At 55.5% G+C, this 17,349-nt stretch carries 7 protein-coding genes; 1 reads left to right on the forward strand and 6 read right to left on the reverse strand.

Translation table 11 applies throughout. The features are described 5' to 3' along the window. Window positions 1-111: 111 nt before the first annotated feature. On the forward strand, window positions 112-5,589 hold the full coding sequence (locus FCL42_RS02075) for a LamG-like jellyroll fold domain-containing protein (RefSeq protein ID WP_136861704.1): 5,478 nt from the start codon (window positions 112-114) through the stop codon (window positions 5,587-5,589). A 38-nt stretch (window positions 5,590-5,627) separates the two neighbouring features. Here the strand turns inward: FCL42_RS02075 and FCL42_RS02080 are convergent, their stop codons facing one another. From FCL42_RS02080 to FCL42_RS02105, 6 genes are read right to left on the reverse strand one after another with little or no spacing between them, the layout of a single operon-like run. Next, window positions 5,628-7,205: a glycogen synthase gene (locus FCL42_RS02080; RefSeq protein WP_136861705.1), complete on the reverse strand. Its 1,578-nt coding sequence runs from the start codon at window positions 7,203-7,205 to the stop codon at window positions 5,628-5,630. A gap of 3 nt (window positions 7,206-7,208) precedes the next feature. After that, window positions 7,209-8,480, reverse strand: a complete 1,272-nt coding sequence (glgC, locus tag FCL42_RS02085; protein WP_136861706.1) for a glucose-1-phosphate adenylyltransferase — start codon at window positions 8,478-8,480, stop codon at window positions 7,209-7,211. Next, window positions 8,467-10,971, reverse strand: a complete 2,505-nt coding sequence (locus FCL42_RS02090) for a glycogen/starch/alpha-glucan phosphorylase (RefSeq protein WP_136861707.1) — start codon at window positions 10,969-10,971, stop codon at window positions 8,467-8,469. The genes glgC and FCL42_RS02090 overlap by 14 nt, the downstream gene beginning before the upstream one ends. A gap of 4 nt (window positions 10,972-10,975) precedes the next feature. Then, window positions 10,976-13,003 (reverse strand): glycogen debranching protein GlgX, encoded by a 2,028-nt coding sequence (gene glgX / locus FCL42_RS02095; protein WP_136861708.1) that lies wholly within the window; start codon window positions 13,001-13,003, stop codon window positions 10,976-10,978. Beyond that, window positions 13,000-15,183 carry a 1,4-alpha-glucan branching protein GlgB gene (gene glgB / locus FCL42_RS02100; protein WP_136861709.1) on the reverse strand — a complete coding sequence of 728 codons (2,184 nt, stop codon included), beginning with the start codon at window positions 15,181-15,183 and terminating at the stop codon, window positions 13,000-13,002. Before glgB ends, glgX begins: the two co-directional genes overlap by 4 nt. Further along, complete coding sequence (locus FCL42_RS02105) at window positions 15,180-17,219, reverse strand: 4-alpha-glucanotransferase (RefSeq protein WP_136861710.1); 2,040 nt, start codon at window positions 17,217-17,219, stop codon at window positions 15,180-15,182. Before FCL42_RS02105 ends, glgB begins: the two co-directional genes overlap by 4 nt. Window positions 17,220-17,349 lie beyond the last annotated feature (130 nt).

The raw sequence follows: 17,349 nt of genomic DNA on the forward strand, positions 1-17,349 counted from the left end.
GGGTTGAGCTAGGCTTTCGATCTGCGCTTTTATCAGCAAACCGTGGCAAGGTTCAGGCGGCTGATTAGGGCGAGGAGAAGTTTGAGACGTGTTGGGTTAGCTGAGGCGAGTATGCGCAATCTGCTGAGTGCATTCTTGATCAGCCTGATAGGGTTAGGGTTTTCCCTAAAGGCTGCGCAGTTTACCAGCTCAGATTTCACGGAAGAAAGCGTTGCTCGCCCAGATGGACAGGGCTGGTCTGGTGTTGTTGGCATCACCTTTGATGAGTCTGGTGAGCGCCTTTACGCGTGGGAGCGTGGAGGCAAGCTGTGGGTGATTGATGCCTCTGTGCCAGTGACCTCGCCGGTGCTGGACATCAGCGACGAAGTGTTAGCGTGGCGAGACCATGGCCTACTCGGGTTTGCTCTGGACCCCAATTTCTATCAAAACGGCTTTGTTTACCTAAGCTATGCTGTAGATCGCCACCACCTAGACCATTGCACAGAGCCTACGCCTGCTGGGCCGCCGATATGCGATGGCGATTATGACCCAACTTTTACCGAAGAGAGCACCCAAGCCACCATTGGCCGAATCACCCGTTATCAGGCCATAAAGCCTGCGGAGGATAACGATTTTCGTCGAGCGGTAAGCTTCGACCTGCAATCTCGAGTTGTGCTGGTGGGCGACACTCCTCAATCAGGATTTCCCATTGTTCATCAGTCTCACAGCAACGGCCAACTGCTGTTTGGCAATGACGGCTCACTGTTGGCCGCCTTTGGTGATGCTTCCAGCTTTGTGGGGTATGACGTCGGCAGTGCCGATGAGACCGCGTTTCAACAAGCCTTGGATGACGGCATCTTTACGCCAGAGGAAAACGTTGGCAGTTACCGAGCGCAGCTTATCGAATCTTTAAATGGCAAGATCATTCGTATCGACCCAGCAACCGGCAATGGCCTGCCTTCGAATCCATTCTATCAGCCCCTAGAGCCACGCTCGGCAAGCTCTAGGCTGTGGTCTTTGGGGCTTCGAAACCCCTACCGAATGGCGCTGATGCCGGAAACGGGATCCCACGATATCAGCCAAGGCGACCCTGGGGTGTTGGTGGTGGGGGACGTGGGTAATGACACTTGGGAGGAGCTCAATGTAGTGAACGCACCCGGCCAGAACTTCGGCTGGCCTCTGTTTGAGGGGCTGACTCAAGCTGAGGGCTACGATACTCGTCCTAAAATCCACCTTAGTGCATCGGCGCAACTGGGTTGTGAGGTTCAGTTTCGAGATTTAATTGCTCAGGCCAGCTTGCCCGAAGTGACAGTGGCTAACCCCTGTGACCCGTCCCTTGCCATGACATTCCCCACCTTCGGCCACGAGCGACCTCAACTTGAGTGGCAACATGACGACCCTTTGGTACGCTCCCCTGGGTTTGACGCTGAGGGGCGCGCGGAAGCGGTGGCGATTGGCGAGGCACCCAGCGTGGGGGGCGAGCCTTTGACTCAAGGCGACGCTTTTGTGGGCAACGCTTCTACCGGAGGAGCGTGGTATCAGGGAGACGGCTTTCCCGAGGCTTATCAAGGGCGTTACCTTCATGGCGATTTCGGTGGTCAGTGGCTGAAGTGGATGGACATCAGCCCTGAGGGGCGGGTGACTGAGGTCGAGCCCTTTGCATCCGATGCCGGTGGCGTGGTGTTTGTGGCCAGCCACCCTTCGGATGAGGCGCTCTATTACATCAGTTGGGCCAGTTTTATCTACAAAGTAAGCTACTCCCCTGGGGGCAATCGACCGCCTGAGCCTGTGGCCAGTGCATCCGTAAACTATGGTCAATCGCCACTAGAGGTGAGCTTCTCCTCGGCAGGCTCTGATGATCCTGATGGCAGCATCAGTGAGTTTGATTGGCAGTTTGGTGATGGACAATCCAGCACCTTAGCCAACCCCAACCATGTTTTTGTGGCCGATACCGATGCGCCGCAGCAGTTTGACGTCAGCCTAACCTTGACCGACAACGGCGAGCCGCCTCTGCAGGCAACGGAAACCCTGATCATCAGTGTGAATAACACGCCGCCTCAAATTGAACTGACCTCCCCTGAAATTGATGCGCTCTACCCACTGGATGGCGATTCCAGCTTAGTTTTAAGTGCCAACTTGACGGATGCGGAACATGACATCGGTGAGCTCAGTTGCAAGTGGCAGCTTATCTTGCATCACAACAATCACTTTCATGAAGACCCTCCCATAGCACGTTGTGAGGCGGAAGTGCAGTTGGCCCCAGTGGGGTGCCGCGGTCAAACCTACTTTTATGAGGTGGTGCTTACGGTCACTGATGCCCATGGGCTGTCCACTCAACGCCGTCGCGTAATTCAGCCAGATTGTGCCAGTCTGTCACCGCCTGAGGCCAATGATGACAGCATCACGGTGGTGCTAGGAACTGTCGTGGACGTCGACATTCTAGACAACGATCTGAATATTGATGGGCTGGGCATTGCCAATGTCACCATCATCGAACCGCCCCGATTGGGCCAGCTGATTGTTGAGGGAGAGGCTTTGCGTTACCGCCCCTTTGGCAGTGAAGAGGGCAGCGACAGTTTTCGTTATCAACTGCGAAACGCACAGGGGTTTGTGTCGGAAACAGCACTGGTCTCCATCAATTTAACTCGCGCAGGAGCCGGTGCGGCGTTGGCAACCCCAACCATTTCGCCATCTGGGGGCGAGGTGGTCGTTGGCACAGAAGTTATCCTCGCTGCGGATGCCGATGCATCCCTCTATTACAGCTTAGATGGCAGCGAACCGACGTTTTTGTCCACCCTATATCAAGGCCCCATTGTGGTGACTGGCAGTGACCGCTTTCCCCTTACCGTAAAAGTTCGAGCTTACCGAGTGGGCAACCTGCCTTCGGATGTGGCCACTGCCGAGTTTGCCCTAGATCCGCAGTTACCCAGCCTAGGTTTGGTGGGTTACTGGCCCATGGACGGGAGCTCGTTGTCGGTATTAGAGGATGCCAGTGGTTTCGGTCAGGATGGCGTTTTGGTGGGGGCTAGCCGAGAAGCGGGGCGATTTGGGGGCGGGCTTGGGTTTAATGGCATCAATCAACGGGCGGTGATTCCCACCAACCCTCGGCTGCAGTTTGGCATCAGTGACAGCTTTAGCTTGTCGGTGTGGGTGGATGCCAATGCCGCGCAATCGGGCTGGACCGGATTGGTGGTGAAATCCAGAGACGCTGCGCCATGGTACGGGCTGTGGATTGCGCCTTGGGGCGTGTGGGTGTTTGGTGGGCCAAGCAACGTAAACGGTGAGCTATTTAGCAGTGGTTGGCAACATTTAGCTTTGGTTCAGGATGCGTTGAGTAATAGCCGCCGTTTTTATCTCAATGGGCAACTGATGGCATCAGGAGGCGCTAAAGCCGCTGATGGTATTGGGGACCTGTGGCTCGGGGGCGCCGCCAGTGTGGATGAATTTTTCTACGGCAGCCTCGATGAGCTTCGAATTTATAATCGTGCCTTAGCGCCCGGGGAAGTGGAGGCGCTAGCAAGCTTTGAACCCACGGAGCCGCCCGATGGCGTCACTTTTGTTATGCAGGCCGACAGCGCAGCGCTGTCTGACGGCGGCACGGTGTTGGTGGACGTGCTGGCAAACGACAGTGCGTCGGAGTCAATCAACGCTCAGTCTTTAGAGTTAATCACCTTACCAAGCCACGGCAGCGCCAGTGTTGAGGAGGGGCAGATTCGGTATCAGCACCAGCAAGGGGCATCTCAAAGTGACAGCGTAGAGTATCGAGTGCAGTCCATCACTGGGCAGTGGTCACCGGCGGTCGCCGTCAGCTTCTCCATCAGTGGTGGCAGCGCTCCGAGCCCAAATTTATTGGGCTATTGGAATTTTGAAGCGCTGGATAACGGCCTGGCCATGGACGTTAGCGGCAATGGGTTGGTGGCCAATGTGCAAGGGGCCATATTGAGCGAGGGGCGCTTTGGACAAGGGCTTCGGTTTGATGGCGTGGATGATTGGGCCAGCGTGGCGCATCAGCCCAGTTTGAGCTTTGATGTCGGCGACAGCTTTACCTTGTCTTTGTGGGTGAATCCTGATGCCCAGCAGTCTGGCTGGGCCGGGGTGGTGACCAAGTCGCGAGACAAGGCTCCCTGGTATGGACTCTGGATAGCCTCTTGGGGCAAGTGGGTATTCGGGGGCGCTGCCAATGTGGTTGGTCCAAGTGTGAGCCTGGGCTGGCATCATCTGGTTCTGACTCAAGATGGCGAGGCGGGCACCCGGCAGTTGTATCTTAATGGCCTGCTTGTGAAATCTGGACAGGCACAGCCAGCAACTGGAGATGGAGAGCTGTGGCTTGGGGGCTCCAATGGCGTTGAGGAGTTTTTTGCTGGCGCGCTTGATGAGGTTCGCCTGTTTGACTCAAGTGTGGATGACAGTGAGGCGATGGCACTGTATCGGCTTGAACCTGACGCTTTGGTGGTACAGGCCTCGGACGACCAAATTGAGCTGGAGACTGGCCAGCGGCTGAGCTTTATGCCGCTGGCCAACGATCAAGCCTCCAACGGTTGGGAGCTCTCAAGCTTCAATGTGGTGGTGGCACCGTCGTATGGTAGTTTGGAGTTTGATACCAGCAGCGGTGAGCTGAGCTATCAGCACGACGGCAGCGACAGCGTGGTTGATGGGTTTAGCTATCAGTTGATGGACGTAGAGGGAAATCTCAGTAACCTCGCTGAGGTTCAGGTGACCATTACCCCGCCACAACCGCCCACGGTCACCATCCTTTCCCCTGAGCCGGATCAGTTGATCAGTGGCAGCGTCACCCTACGTTGGCAATTGAGCGGCGATGCCAGCGGTTATGATCATGTGCACTTGCAGCTGGATCAGCAGCCCTACATCCCACTGCACACACTCACTGTGACCGAGTATGACTTTGGTGAGCTCTCCTTGGGCGCTCATCAGTTGCAAGTGTGGTTGGTGGATGCCAATCACCAGCCATTGGGGACGCCAAGCTCCCAAGCATCGGTGAGCTTTGAGGTGCAACAAAGTGGTTCGCCATCAGGATTGATTGGTCATTGGCCCCTAGATGGCGATGTTACGGATCAATCGGGTAACGGCTTTAATGCGGTGGTGGACGGGGCGGAGTATGTTGCGGGTCGGTTTGGTCAGGGATTGGCTTTTGATGGTGTGGATGACAAGGTGGTGGTCGGAGGCAGCAGCGCCTTTAACTTTGTCGAGTCCGACAGCTTTAGCCTATCGCTATGGGTTAATGTGGCCGACAGCCCCAGTGATTGGGCGGGTATTGTGACAGTGTCTAGAGACGCGGCACCTTGGTATGGGTTGTGGCTAGCGCCATGGCGAAAATGGGTCTTTGGTGGCCCAAGTAACGTACAAGGGCCAAGGTATGGCAACGGCTGGCAGCACCTGACCTTGGTGCAGGATGCCGCGATGAGTCAGCGACGACTTTACGTCAATGGCGTTTTGGTCGCCGTTGGGGCGGCTCAACCTGCAGATGGTGGCGGCGAGTTGTGGTTTGGCGGCTCAGCGGGCGTTAGTGAGCCATTTTCTGGCAGCCTCGATGAGATACGTCTCTATGACCGAGCATTGTCTGAGGCTGAAATTCAGGCGCTGGGGCAGTAATCAGCGCCTGCAGAGAGTGGGCGGTTAAGCTGCTAAGGCTAAGCGTCGTAGAGCTGGGTTTTGTACTCGGCGCAGGGCTGCTGCCAGTCGAAGCGGCACTCTTTGGCGTTGGCGCAGATCTGCTGCCAGGTGTCGCTACCTAGCATTGCCATCACTTCATCAAATCGCCTAAGCATCGCCAGACCTTGCTGTTCGAGTCCTTTTCCTTGAAACGCAAAGCCGGTTACGCCATCTTCAACGGTGTCTTTCAGCCCGCCGACATGATGCACAAGACAAGGCTGCCCCTCTCGCATCGCCATCAGCTGACTCAGGCCACAGGGCTCAAATGAACTGGGCATTAAAAACAGCTGCCCTTGCTGGTATACCGCCGCCGACAGTTCCTCTTGGTAGCCATTTAAAAACAGGAAGTTGTCGTGACGAGCCGCAATCTGTTGCAATTGAGATTCGATGGCGCTGCTGCCACTGCCAAGGCAGAGGTACACGCCATTAGGGTGGCGCTGCTTGAGTTTAAATAGCAGGGTTTCCAGAACGGTTTTGCCGCTGGCAAGGGCGTGACAGAGGATCTGGGCTTTCTGCTCTGTGAGCCGAGCCACCGACGACAGAATCACGCTGGGCTGGCGGTTTTGGCTCTGCCACTGATTGATTCGGGCGTGGGCAATCAAGTCGACGCTGCGGGCGAACTCAGACTCGGCCTGCCACAAGCAGATCGACGACAGTGCCTTGGTGAGAAGCTGATTAAAATCGCCCCGCTCTGGGCCGATGTCTGGGTAGGTGAGGCCATTGAGAATGCCGATCAGTTTGCCCTGCTGCTTACAACGGGACAGGTCGTCCTGTAGCCCCTCGCCGCCATAATAGCCAAGGTGAGGGTGGCTGGGTAACAGTACTTCTTCGGCATAACTTGGTGAAACCAGGTGAACTTTGTCACTTAAGTTGATGCCGCAGCGCATGGGATTTAGGCATTCGCTGTAGCGGGGATCCCCGACCTTGGCCCAAGCATCGTGGGGCATGGCATGAAGCAGTTCCGGAAACCACTGCTCTAGCGAGGAGTCGCTGCCGCGATATGGGCGCGGTCCTTGATGGGCCAAGTTGTGGATGCTGAAAACGCAGCGTAGTCCCTGTAATGGCCGATATCTGGGGTCGAATTGACGCAGCAGCGCCAGCAGCGCCGTATGCCAATCATGAAGATGCAGTACTTGATACTCTCCCAGCTTGGCATCACACAGGGCTTTGGCAACGCTGGCACAAAACAGGGCGAATTTGCTGGCATCGACGGCAAAAGGCTCTCCACGCTCGCGGCGGTCGTAGATGCGGCCAACGCCAGCGCTAGCAAACAGAGGGTGATCCAGCAGGTAGAGTTGGCCTTGGGGGTGGCTTGGGTTATCGCAGCGATAGAGGGAGACCGCTTGCATCTGTCCGGCGAAGCTGACGCTAAGCTCACTGATGTGCTGGGCTTGCAGCTCTTGGGAAAAACGCCCGTAACTGGGCATGATCACATCGGCCTCTATCTGCTGTTTTGCCAGTTGCGGTGGTAGGTCGCGAATCACGTCGCCCATGCCGCCGACTTTGCCGCCCACAAAGGCGCCATTCTCGGCGCTGACCATCAATACCTTCGTCATCCCTTAATCCTCATATCCAATGTTGAGCCCCAGCATCTCTCGAGTGACTAACACGCGGCCCTGCTCGGTCACGCGAAAGCCGCGCTTTTTGTCTTGCATGCGGTCGTAGCCGATCACCATCTTTTCAGGGATGACGCAGCCTCGCTCTAAAATGGCGTTTTTGATTTGCGCCCCTTGACCTATCACCACATTGGGCAGGATCACCGAGTCCTCAACGAGGGAGTAGTCGTGAATGTGGACACGATTAAACAGCACGCAGCGCCGCACCGTGGCACCGGAGATGATGCAGCCCGATGAAACGATGGCGTCGGCGGCGGTGCCTCGTCGGCCATCGTCATCGAATACAAATTTGGCCGGTGCCAGCTGCTCTTGATAGCTCCAGATTGGCCAGCGTTGGTCGTACAGGTTCAGTGGTGGGGTGGGCTGGAGCAGCTCCATATTGGCCTGGTAGAAGGAGTCTAAGGTGCCCACATCACGCCAGTAGGGGGGCTCATTATCTAGGGCGCTGCGGTGCCGGTAGGCGAACACCTTGTGGTTGTTGATGATGGCGGGGATGATGTTTTTGCCAAAGTCGTGATCCGACTCGAGGTTACCGGCGTCTTGCTTTAACTGCTCGAACAGAAAGTCGGAGTTAAAAACGTAATTGCCCATGGACGCCAGGCACATCTCAGGGTTGTCGGGCAGAGGTTTGGGGTTAGCGGGTTTCTCCTCAAAGCCGATGATGCGGTGGCTGCGATCCACCTCCATCACGCCGAAACTGTTGGCGGCTTCGGCCACCGGCACTTCGATGCAGGAGACCGTCATATCGGCACCGGTTTCCGCGTGGGCGGCAATCAGCCCTGCGTAGTCCATGCGGTAGATGTGATCGCCAGAGAGCACCATCACGAACTTCGGATTCTCATGGCGGATGATGTCCTGATTTTGGAACACCGCATCGGCGGTGCCTTGATACCAGTCGTCGGAGTAGCGTTGGGAGGCAGGAAGGATCTCAACGGACTCCCCCAGCTCGCGTTTAAAATGCCCCCAACCTCGACTCAGATGGCGAATCAAACTGTGGGATTTGTATTGAGTCACCACCCCAATTCGACGCACTCCGGAGTTGACGCAGTTGGAGAGCGGGAAGTCGATGATTCGAAACTGCCCGCCAAAATAGACCGCCGGCTTGGCGCGCCAGTTGGTCAGCTCATGGAGGCGACTGCCACGGCCGCCGGCAAGAATCAGCGCATAAGTGTCACGGGTGAGGTTACTGACGTAGCGAGGATCAGCCTTTGTCATTCACTTGTTCCTTGTGGGAGTTGGAGGTGCTTGAAGTGCTGGAGCCGGTGGCGTCAGCACAATGCCAGATCTCATCTCGATAGTTGCTGATGGTCACATCGCTGGAGAAGCGACCGCTGGCGGCGGTATTGCGAATGCTCATGCGAGTCCAGTGGTCTTGGTTGGCGTAGGCGTGATCTACCTGCTCCTGAGCACACAGGTAGGCATCAAAGTCGGCCACGGTCATCCAAGGATCGGTGGGGCTGAGTAGGGCATCCAAAATCGGCTGGAATAGACCTGGCTCTAGGAGGCTAAAGTGACCACTTTCCAGCAGCGACAGCACCTGACGTAGGTTGTCAGAACGCTCCACATAGTGGTGGGGGTGATAGTTTGTTCGGGTTTGGTGAACCTGATGGGCGTTGAGGCCAAACAGGAAGAAGTTTTCTTCGCCAACCGCATCCAGAATCTCGATGTTGGCGCCATCTAAGGTACCGATGGTGAGGGCTCCGTTCATCATGAACTTCATGTTGCCGGTTCCTGAGGCCTCTTTACCGGCGGTGCTGATCTGCTCAGACAGATCGGTGCCAGGGCAGATCACTTCCATGGCGCTGACGTTGTAGTCGGGCAGCACCGCCATTCTCAACCAAGGTCGAACGCGGGGATCGGAATTGACCATGTAGGCGACGTTATTGGCCAGCTTTAGAATCAATTTGGCCATGGTGTAACCCGGTGCCGCCTTGCCGCCAATCAGCACGCAGCGAGGGGTAATGCCTTGGGTATCTCCCTGAGTGATGCGGCGATAGAGGTGAATCACGTGAAGAATATTAAGTAGCTGGCGCTTGTACTCGTGGATTCGTTTGACCTGAACATCAAACATCATGCTCGGGTCAAATTCGACTCCGCAACGCGCTTCCACTAGGCGAGCAACCGCCTTTTTGTTGCTGTGTTTTATCTCACGCCAGTGGTGACAAAAATCGCTATCACTGGTGTAGGCGCTGATGGCATTGAGCTGAGATAGGTCGGTGATCCAGCCTTCTCCCATGCGCTCCGTCAACAGCTTGGCCAATCTTGGGTTGGCGTTGGCCAGCCAGCGGCGAGGGGTGACGCCGTTGGTCTTGTTGTTAAAGCGCTGCGGCCACAGCTCATAAAAGGTTTTAAATAGGCCATTGGTGAGCAGTTCGGTGTGCAGCTTGGCGACGCCATTAACAGAGAAACTGCCAACGATGGCCAGATGGGCCATGCGCACCTGTTTGTGGGGACCGTCGCTGATGATAGACAGTTCTGCCAGTTTGCTGCCATCACCGGGCCAGTGGTGGGCAACCTGCTCTAGGAAGCGGGCGTTGATCTCATAGATGATCTCCAGAACCCGAGGCAGCAGCCGCTCAAACAGCTCCACAGGCCAGCACTCTAACGCTTCGGGCAGCAGGGTGTGGTTGGTGTATGCCATCACTCTGTGAGTAATGGCCCAGGCCTCATCCCAGCCCTGCTCATAGACGTCCATCAGCAGCCGCATCATCTCTGCGACGGAAACGCTTGGGTGGGTGTCGTTGAGCTGAATCACGTGGTTGGCGGCAAAGGCGTCGAAGTCGGCGCCGTGGCTGCTGACGAAGCTGGCAAGCATATCTTGCAGACTGGCAGAGCTTAAGAAGTACTGCTGACGTAACCTCAGCTCTTTGCCATTTTCGCTGCTGTCATTGGGGTAGAGCACCATGGTGATCTGTTCCGCTTGGTTCTTCGCGGCCACCGCCTCGCTATAGCCACCCTGATTGAACTGGCTGAGGTCAAACTCATCGGTGGCTTCTGCTTTCCACAGTCTTAGGGTGTTGATGCGGCCGTTTTGGTAGCCAGGAATGGGCAGATCAAAGGCCACTGCCAACACCTCTTCGCTGTCGAGCCACTGATGGTGTAAACGCCCCTGCTCATCGGTGTAGGTATCCGTTCGGCCACCAAAGCGTACCAGTTGGTTATGGTGGGGAACCTTGATTTCCCAGGGGTTACCGTCACGAAGCCAGCGGTCTGGCTGCTCAATCTGGTGACCCTCGCAAAATTGCTGGGTAAACATGCCGTATTCATAGCGGATGCCATATCCTAGAACCGGCATGTCCAAGCAGGCGCAGCTGTCGAGAAAGCAGGCTGCCAGTCGACCAAGCCCGCCGTTACCAAGGCCAGCGTCCTGCTCTTGCTCGGCGATCTGTTCGAGTTCGGCACTGTAATTGAGTAGCGTTTGTTCAACTTCTGGCTTGAGGTTGAGGTTTAAAATGGCATTACCTAGAGCCCGGCCCATCAGAAACTCCAACGACAGGTAGGCCACTTTGCGGGTGCTGAACTGGTTGTTTCGAATTCGAGTGTCACGCCACTTATCCATCAATTGCTCGCGCACGCTCAGTGCCAGCGCTTGGTAGAGATCTCGCTCTTGGGGCTTGTCTCGGCTGAGGCTATAGCGGATGTAATGATCAAAGCTGTTTTTCAGCGAGTCTACGTGGGCTGATTTGTTGCTTTTGGCTCTTGGCATCAAGTTAGTCCTTTAACGAAGCCGACAATACCGCCAGGCTGTGAGGTTGAAGTTCAATCCGTTCTTGCACAAGTTCATTGTCTGGATGGCTGCTGATCTCCAGTTGCCAGCCTCGATGCTGTGAGTTGTCTGGCAGGGTTTGGATGCTGGCCTGTGGTGAGGCGTTCATGGCCAGCAGCAGTGAATAGGGAGCGCGGCTATATCGCATGGCAATCTGGCGTCGCTGAGGTTGTAGCCACTGTTTCTCAGATAGCGGCAGAGCGGCTTCATCAAACCAATGGCAACCGTAGGGCTCAGATTGATGATGCAGGTATTCGTAACTAAATAATCCTTGAAAGCGGCGACGCAGGGCGGTCAAAGAGGCTATCCAGTCTGCCAAAGTGGAATCAGACCAATTAACCCAACCGATCGGATTGTCTTGGCAGTAAGCGTTATTGTTCCCTTGTTGACTGTTTTCGGCTTCATCGCCAGCCAGCAGCATTGGGGTGCCTTGAGACAGCAGCACGCATGCCAGCAAGTTTTTCTGTTGCCTGAGCCGCAGGGCGTTGATATCGGCATCCTCGGTTGGCCCTTCGCTGCCGTGGTTGTGACTTAAGTTATGGCTATGGCCATCTCGGTTGTCTTCGCCGTTTGCTTGGTTATGACGCTGGGTAAAACTGACCAGATCCATCAGGGTAAAGCCATCGTGACTGGTGATGAAATTGATGCTGGCGGTGGGGCCGCGTTGGTCTTTGTCAAACAGAGCCGCGGAGCCGTGAAGCACCTCAGCCAGTGGCCGAAGGCGGTCGGGATCGGCGCGCCAGAAGCTGCGTAGGGTATCTCGGAAACGATCGTTCCACTCTCGCCAGCGGCCGCTAAATTGCCCTAATTGATACCCTTGCTGGCCGAGATCCCAAGGTTCGGCAATCAGTTTGCAGCGGCGCAGTGTGGGGTCTTGGTGTATCGCCTGCAACAGGCCGCTGTGACGAGTAAAATGGGGCGTGCGCCCTAGGGTGGTTGCTAAGTCAAAGCGAAAACCATCCACGCCAACCTCTTCGACCCAGTACCTCAAACTGTCGGTGACCATTCGCACAACCATGGGGTGACTCAGATCAAGGCTATTGCCGCAGCCACTGTGGTTTTCATAAAAGCGAGGGTTATCGGTAACTCGGTAGTAGCTGAGGTTGTCGATGCCGCGAAAGCTGTAGTGGGGGCCATGTTCATTGCCCTCGGCGCTGTGATTGAAAACCACGTCTAAAATCAGCTCCAACCCGTGCTGGTGAAGCACATCGATAACGTCGGCCAAAGCCTTAGGGTTACCATCGTCTAGCAGGGTATTTTGGAAGGCGAAAAACTGCAGGTTGTTGTATCCCCAGTAGTTAGTGAGTGCCTTCGAGACAATAAAGGGTTCGCTGGCTTTGGGGTGAATGGGCAGCAGTTCAATGGTGGTGATCCCTAATCGCTTAAAGTGAGCGATGGCCTCTGGCTGACACAGGGCGGAGAGTTTGCCCCGGTGGGCAGGGGAGATCTGTGGCCACAGTTGAGACAACCCTTTGGGATGAGCTTCGTAGATCACCGTTTTAGGCCAGGGAATTCGAGGGTAGCGATGGCTAAAGCCGAGAGGTTCAACCACCACGGACTTGGGCATGACAGCGGCAGAGTCGATGCTGCAGATCTGCCCTTGCTGCTCTTCGCCTTGGTAACCCAACTGGTGTGGGTGAAACTCAAGGTCGCGACTCAAGCGCCGCGAATAAGGGTCAATGAGCAGTTTGTTAGGGTTAAATCTTTGGCCCTTTTCGGGTTGATATGGGCCGTAGACTCGATAGCCGTAACGCTGACCTGCACCGATGCCCGCAATCCAAGTTTGCCAAATATGACCGGTGCCCTGGGTCAAGTCATGGCTACTTTGATGGCGGTCGTGCTCGTCAAACAGACACAATATGACCCGCTGCGCCCCTTGGGAATAGAGTGCAAAGCGCACCCCGCCATCAACCATGGTGGTGCCAAGTTCAGGGTTTTCCTCAATGAGCGCAGTTGGGGCAGTTTGGGTCACAGGGCCGACTCCCGAGCTAGGTAGACACAACCGAGCGGAGGCACGGTGATCCGGATACTGTGGGGCTGCTGGTGAGCCTCAATCGCTTCGCTTGGATGGGGGACATCGCTGGTGACGCCACTGCCACCAAAGCGGCGGTGGTCGCTGTTGATTAGGGTGGTGTACAGGCCTGCTTGAGGTACCCCAAGGCGAAAGTCGGTATGAACCTGAGGGGTCATGTTGATGATGGCCACAACCGCGTTGCCTTGGCTGTCGTAGCGAACAAAGCTAAATAGGCTGCGCTCGGCGTCATCACAGTCGAGCCAGCGGAAACCCTCGTCACTGTGGTCAAGTTCATAAAGCGCCGGAGTGGCTTTGTAGAGGGCGTTTAGCTCACTTACAAAGCGCTGAACGCCTTGGTGGGTGTCAAACCCCAATAGTGGCCAGTCTAATTGACCGTCGTGATGCCACTCCTGCCACTGGCCGAACTCTTGGCCCATAAACAGCAGCTTTTTGCCAGGATGGGCCCACATAAAGCCATAGAATGCTCGCAGGGTGGCAAACTGTTGCCATGGGTCGCCGGGAATTTTGCTGAGCATGGCACCTTTGCCATGCACCACTTCATCGTGACTGATGGCCAGAATGAAGTTCTCGCTGTAGGCGTAGACCATGGCAAAGTTCATCAGGCCATGGTGGTGGCAGCGGTAGAGGGGATCTTGATTTAGGTAACGCAGGCAATCGTTCATCCAGCCCATGTTCCACTTGTAGCCAAACCCCAGTCCGCCCTGTTCAATGCCGTGGCTGACGCCAGACCAACTGGTGGACTCTTCGGCCACCATCAGTACTCCGGGAAAATTGAAATGGCAGCGCTGATTTAGGGTTTTCAGTAGGCTGACCGCTTCAAGATGTTCATTGCCACCATCAATATTGGGTTGCCATTCATCTGGGCCGCGGCTGTAGTCTAGATACAGCATGGAGGAGACCGCATCGAGGCGCAGGCCATCGAAATGGAACTCCTTAAGCCAGTAGAAGGCATTACTGAGCAGGTAACTGCGCACTTCGTTGCGGCCGTAGTTGAATAGGGCGGTATCCCAATCAGGGTGATGGGCTTTGCTGGGATCGTGATGTTCATAAAGGGCGGTACCGTCGAAGCGCTCCAAACCATAACTGTCTTTGGGGAAATGGGCGATGACCCAGTCGAGCAAGACGCCTATGCCCTGCTGATGGCAGCGGTCAATAAAGCCCTTGAGCTGGTCTTGGGTGCCCAACCTTGGATCCAGCGAATATAGACCGATGGGCTGGTAGCCCCAAGAACCGGTAAAAGGGTGAGCCATGATCGGCATCAGCTGAATGTGGGTAAAGCCCATCTGCTTCACATAGGGAATCAAGCTGTCAGCCAGTTGGTCGAAATTCAGGTGACGATTGTGTTCATCTCGCTTCCAGGAGCCTGCGTGCAGTTCATAAATGCTCAAGGGCTCTTGCCAACTGTTTCCCTCGCCGCGCTGGCGCAGCCACTTCTGATCTTGCCACTGATACGGCGGTTTGGCAGGAACTCGGCCGGCGTTAAACGGGGGTAACGCCATGACCTTGGCATAGGGGTCGGCTTTTTTTCGCCACAGATTGTCGTCGCCAAGGATGTGGAACTGATAATGCTGATTGGCGGTTAACCTGGGAATAAACAGCTGCCAGATGCCGCTGTCACCGCAATGAAGCATGGGGTGGGCGTCGTCATCCCAGTGGTTAAAATCACCGATGAGGTTGACCCGTTTGGCGTTCGGCGCCCATAGAGCAAAGCGAACGCCCTCGATGCCATCTTGACAGTGCCAGTTAGCGCCAAGGTAGTGATAAGCCTGCTCTAAGGTGCCTTCGGCAAACATGAACTGCTGTTCGCTGTCGAGCTCGGGAGCAAACTGATAGGGGTCGATGACCTCGATGCTCTGCTCTGGGTAGCGCACCCGAAATTGATAGCGAAAAGGTTTAAATCGGCGACCTACCGCCCCAAAAAACTCGCCGGCGTCGTTAAGTTTTGGCAGCTCGCAGACGGTTTTACCTGACTGGAGGTGCAGCACCTCCACGCGAACGGCACCGGGGAAATAGCAGCCGATGGTGAGCCCTCGCTTACCTTGGCTAGGCTTCATGCCCCGTTGATTGAGCTCAAGGCGAGGGGCATGGTCGATGTCAGGGGAACAGGTCAGGGTCATGGCTTGGGCGCTCGCTGTTGTCGAATGTGATGAATCTGGTCTAGGCACTCGTTGATGGCGACATCGGCTTGAAGCTGCTCGAGAGAGGCGTCGAAGCGGCGGCACCAGTTGGGGTATTGTTGCCAGGTGCCTGGAATGTTGATTGGGTCTTCACACAACATCAGATCGTCCAGTTGCAGGGCAAAAAGTTTGGCGTGGCTATGGGCAGCGGCTTTGAGGCAATCAAATGCCAGATGTCGGTTCCAATGTGTTGAATCACAATGGGTTGATTGGGAGAGGGTTTCCTGTATCCAACGAAGTAGGGCGGTCCTATCCTTGCGCCTTTGTGCCAGTAAGGCATCGGTATCTTGAGGTAAGCCTAACTGCGCCCGCTGCAGAATGTCTTTGCTTTCAAACCATTGCGCCAGCGGGGGGACGTCGTGATTGGTGGTCATCCACAATTGATCCCGTTGATGATTTTCAGGACTGTGCCAGTTGCCGTGATTGTCTTTGCTGAAGTAGAGCAGGCCACAACCTTGAAGGCCATTGTGGCTGAGTTGCTGATTTACCTCTGGGGGAACAATGCCGAGATTTTCGCCAATCACGACGGCATTGTGTTGATGGCCGTGGTAGCGAGTCAGCTGCATCAGAGGCTCGAGAGGGAAGTAGACAAAGCCGCGATGATCGCCTTGCGTTAGGCTCCACCACTGACGCCGATATCCGATGATGTGGTCAATCCTAAGACCGCCATAGAGGCACAGGTGATGCTCCAGAAGCTGGCGAACAGGGGCATAGTGCTGATGTTGCAGTTGCTGTGGGTTTAAGGGCGCAAGACCCCAGTTCTGTCCTTGGGGCGCTAGCTCATCCGCTGGCGCACCCAATTCAGCGCCGGTGCAAAACTGACTGGCATTTTGACTGACTTCGGCGCTGGTGTGGGGGACGCCAATGGGCAGATCGCCAATTAGGCCGATGGTCATGCCGAGGGTCTGACACAGCTGCTGGCTTTGTAACAACTGTCGCTGGGCTTCAAACTGCAAAAATAGAGGCAGCTCAGGGTTGACCTCCAAATGCAGCTGCTGCCACAGCCAACGGTGCTCTTGTTGGCAATAGGCTTTGAGTTTGCCGCGGTGTTGATGGCAAAAGCGCTCAAACTCAGTGTCTCGAAGGTCGCCGCTGCCTCGTGTGCGTTTTAAGAACTCTTGGTGCAGCAGATCAAATGCGGCGTACTTCAGCTTGGCCACATCGAGATAATCCAGCCATTGCCCCTGCTTCAACTGCTGCTTTTGGCTTTGCCAGGGCAACTGATCCAGCTCCGTTTCTATCCAGTCAAACTCTGGAAACTGGCTGATGTCCAAATACAGCGGGTGAATGCTACGGCGATCACTGGCGCAGTAGGGACTGACGTTATCAGCGATGTTTCTGTCGGGGGTACATAAGGGGTTGAGGCTGATAAATCCGGCCCCTTTGGGGGCTAGCCACTGGATCACGCGGTTAAGATCTCCGAAATCGCCGATGCCCCATTGCTCGTTACTTTTCAGACGATACAGATGCAGGTTGACGCCCCAAGCCCGAGGTGAGTTTTGGGGTTGAGGCAGCAGCAGTAGATTGACCTGAGTACGCTGGTTGCCGCTGTGCAGGGCGAGAGTCAGCTCGCTGGGTTTATTCGGAAGCAGCGCCCTTGGCAGTGGAACTCGATACCTAACATACTGGATTTGCTGATGGTGATAGTCGCCGATGATCTGCTCAGGGTTAGTGGACAGGGTAACGGTACTGTCCCCATAACTGACGACAATGGCGGTCTCAGAATTGGCTTGTTGATGAACGATCAGATGGGGCTGGGCCAGTTCGGTGAGCTGAAACCTTGGGGCTAGTTGCTGCCACGGGGTGACGTCAAGCTGTTCTACCTGTTTTTTCAGTGCGTCAGCTTCATTGGCAAGGGGGGCGATCTGTTCGGCCAAGCGGGAACGAGTTTCAAAGCTGAAGGGCTGACGATTGCCCTGCCAGTCGTGATATTCATTACCTACACCCAGCAGGTAAAAGCGTTTTTCCTCTAACAAATCGAGCCTCGTTCCCTGAGTGCAGATCTTGAGTTGTCTATGACACGCGGTTTGAGTCGCTTTTGATAACTTTAGGTGGTTTCTGTGACGTTGCCATTGCAGTAATGTGCCAGCAGCATGACACCAGTTA

The sequence above is a fragment of the Ferrimonas aestuarii genome (assembly GCF_005116665.1).
In the GTDB taxonomy this organism is placed as follows: Bacteria; Pseudomonadota; Gammaproteobacteria; order Enterobacterales; family Shewanellaceae; genus Ferrimonas; species Ferrimonas aestuarii.

Bases quoted from the DNA above. Each gene is read 5' to 3' on its own strand.
- FCL42_RS02075 (WP_136861704.1), top strand. From the start codon at position 112: ATGCGCAATCTGCTGAGTGCATTCTTGATCAGCCTGATAGGGTTAGGG.
- FCL42_RS02080 (WP_136861705.1), bottom strand. From the start codon at position 7,205: ATGACGAAGGTATTGATGGTCAGCGCCGAGAATGGCGCCTTTGTGGGC.
- glgC (WP_136861706.1), bottom strand. From the start codon at position 8,480: ATGACAAAGGCTGATCCTCGCTACGTCAGTAACCTCACCCGTGACACT.
- FCL42_RS02090 (WP_136861707.1), bottom strand. From the start codon at position 10,971: ATGCCAAGAGCCAAAAGCAACAAATCAGCCCACGTAGACTCGCTGAAA.
- glgB (WP_136861709.1), bottom strand. From the start codon at position 15,183: ATGACCCTGACCTGTTCCCCTGACATCGACCATGCCCCTCGCCTTGAG.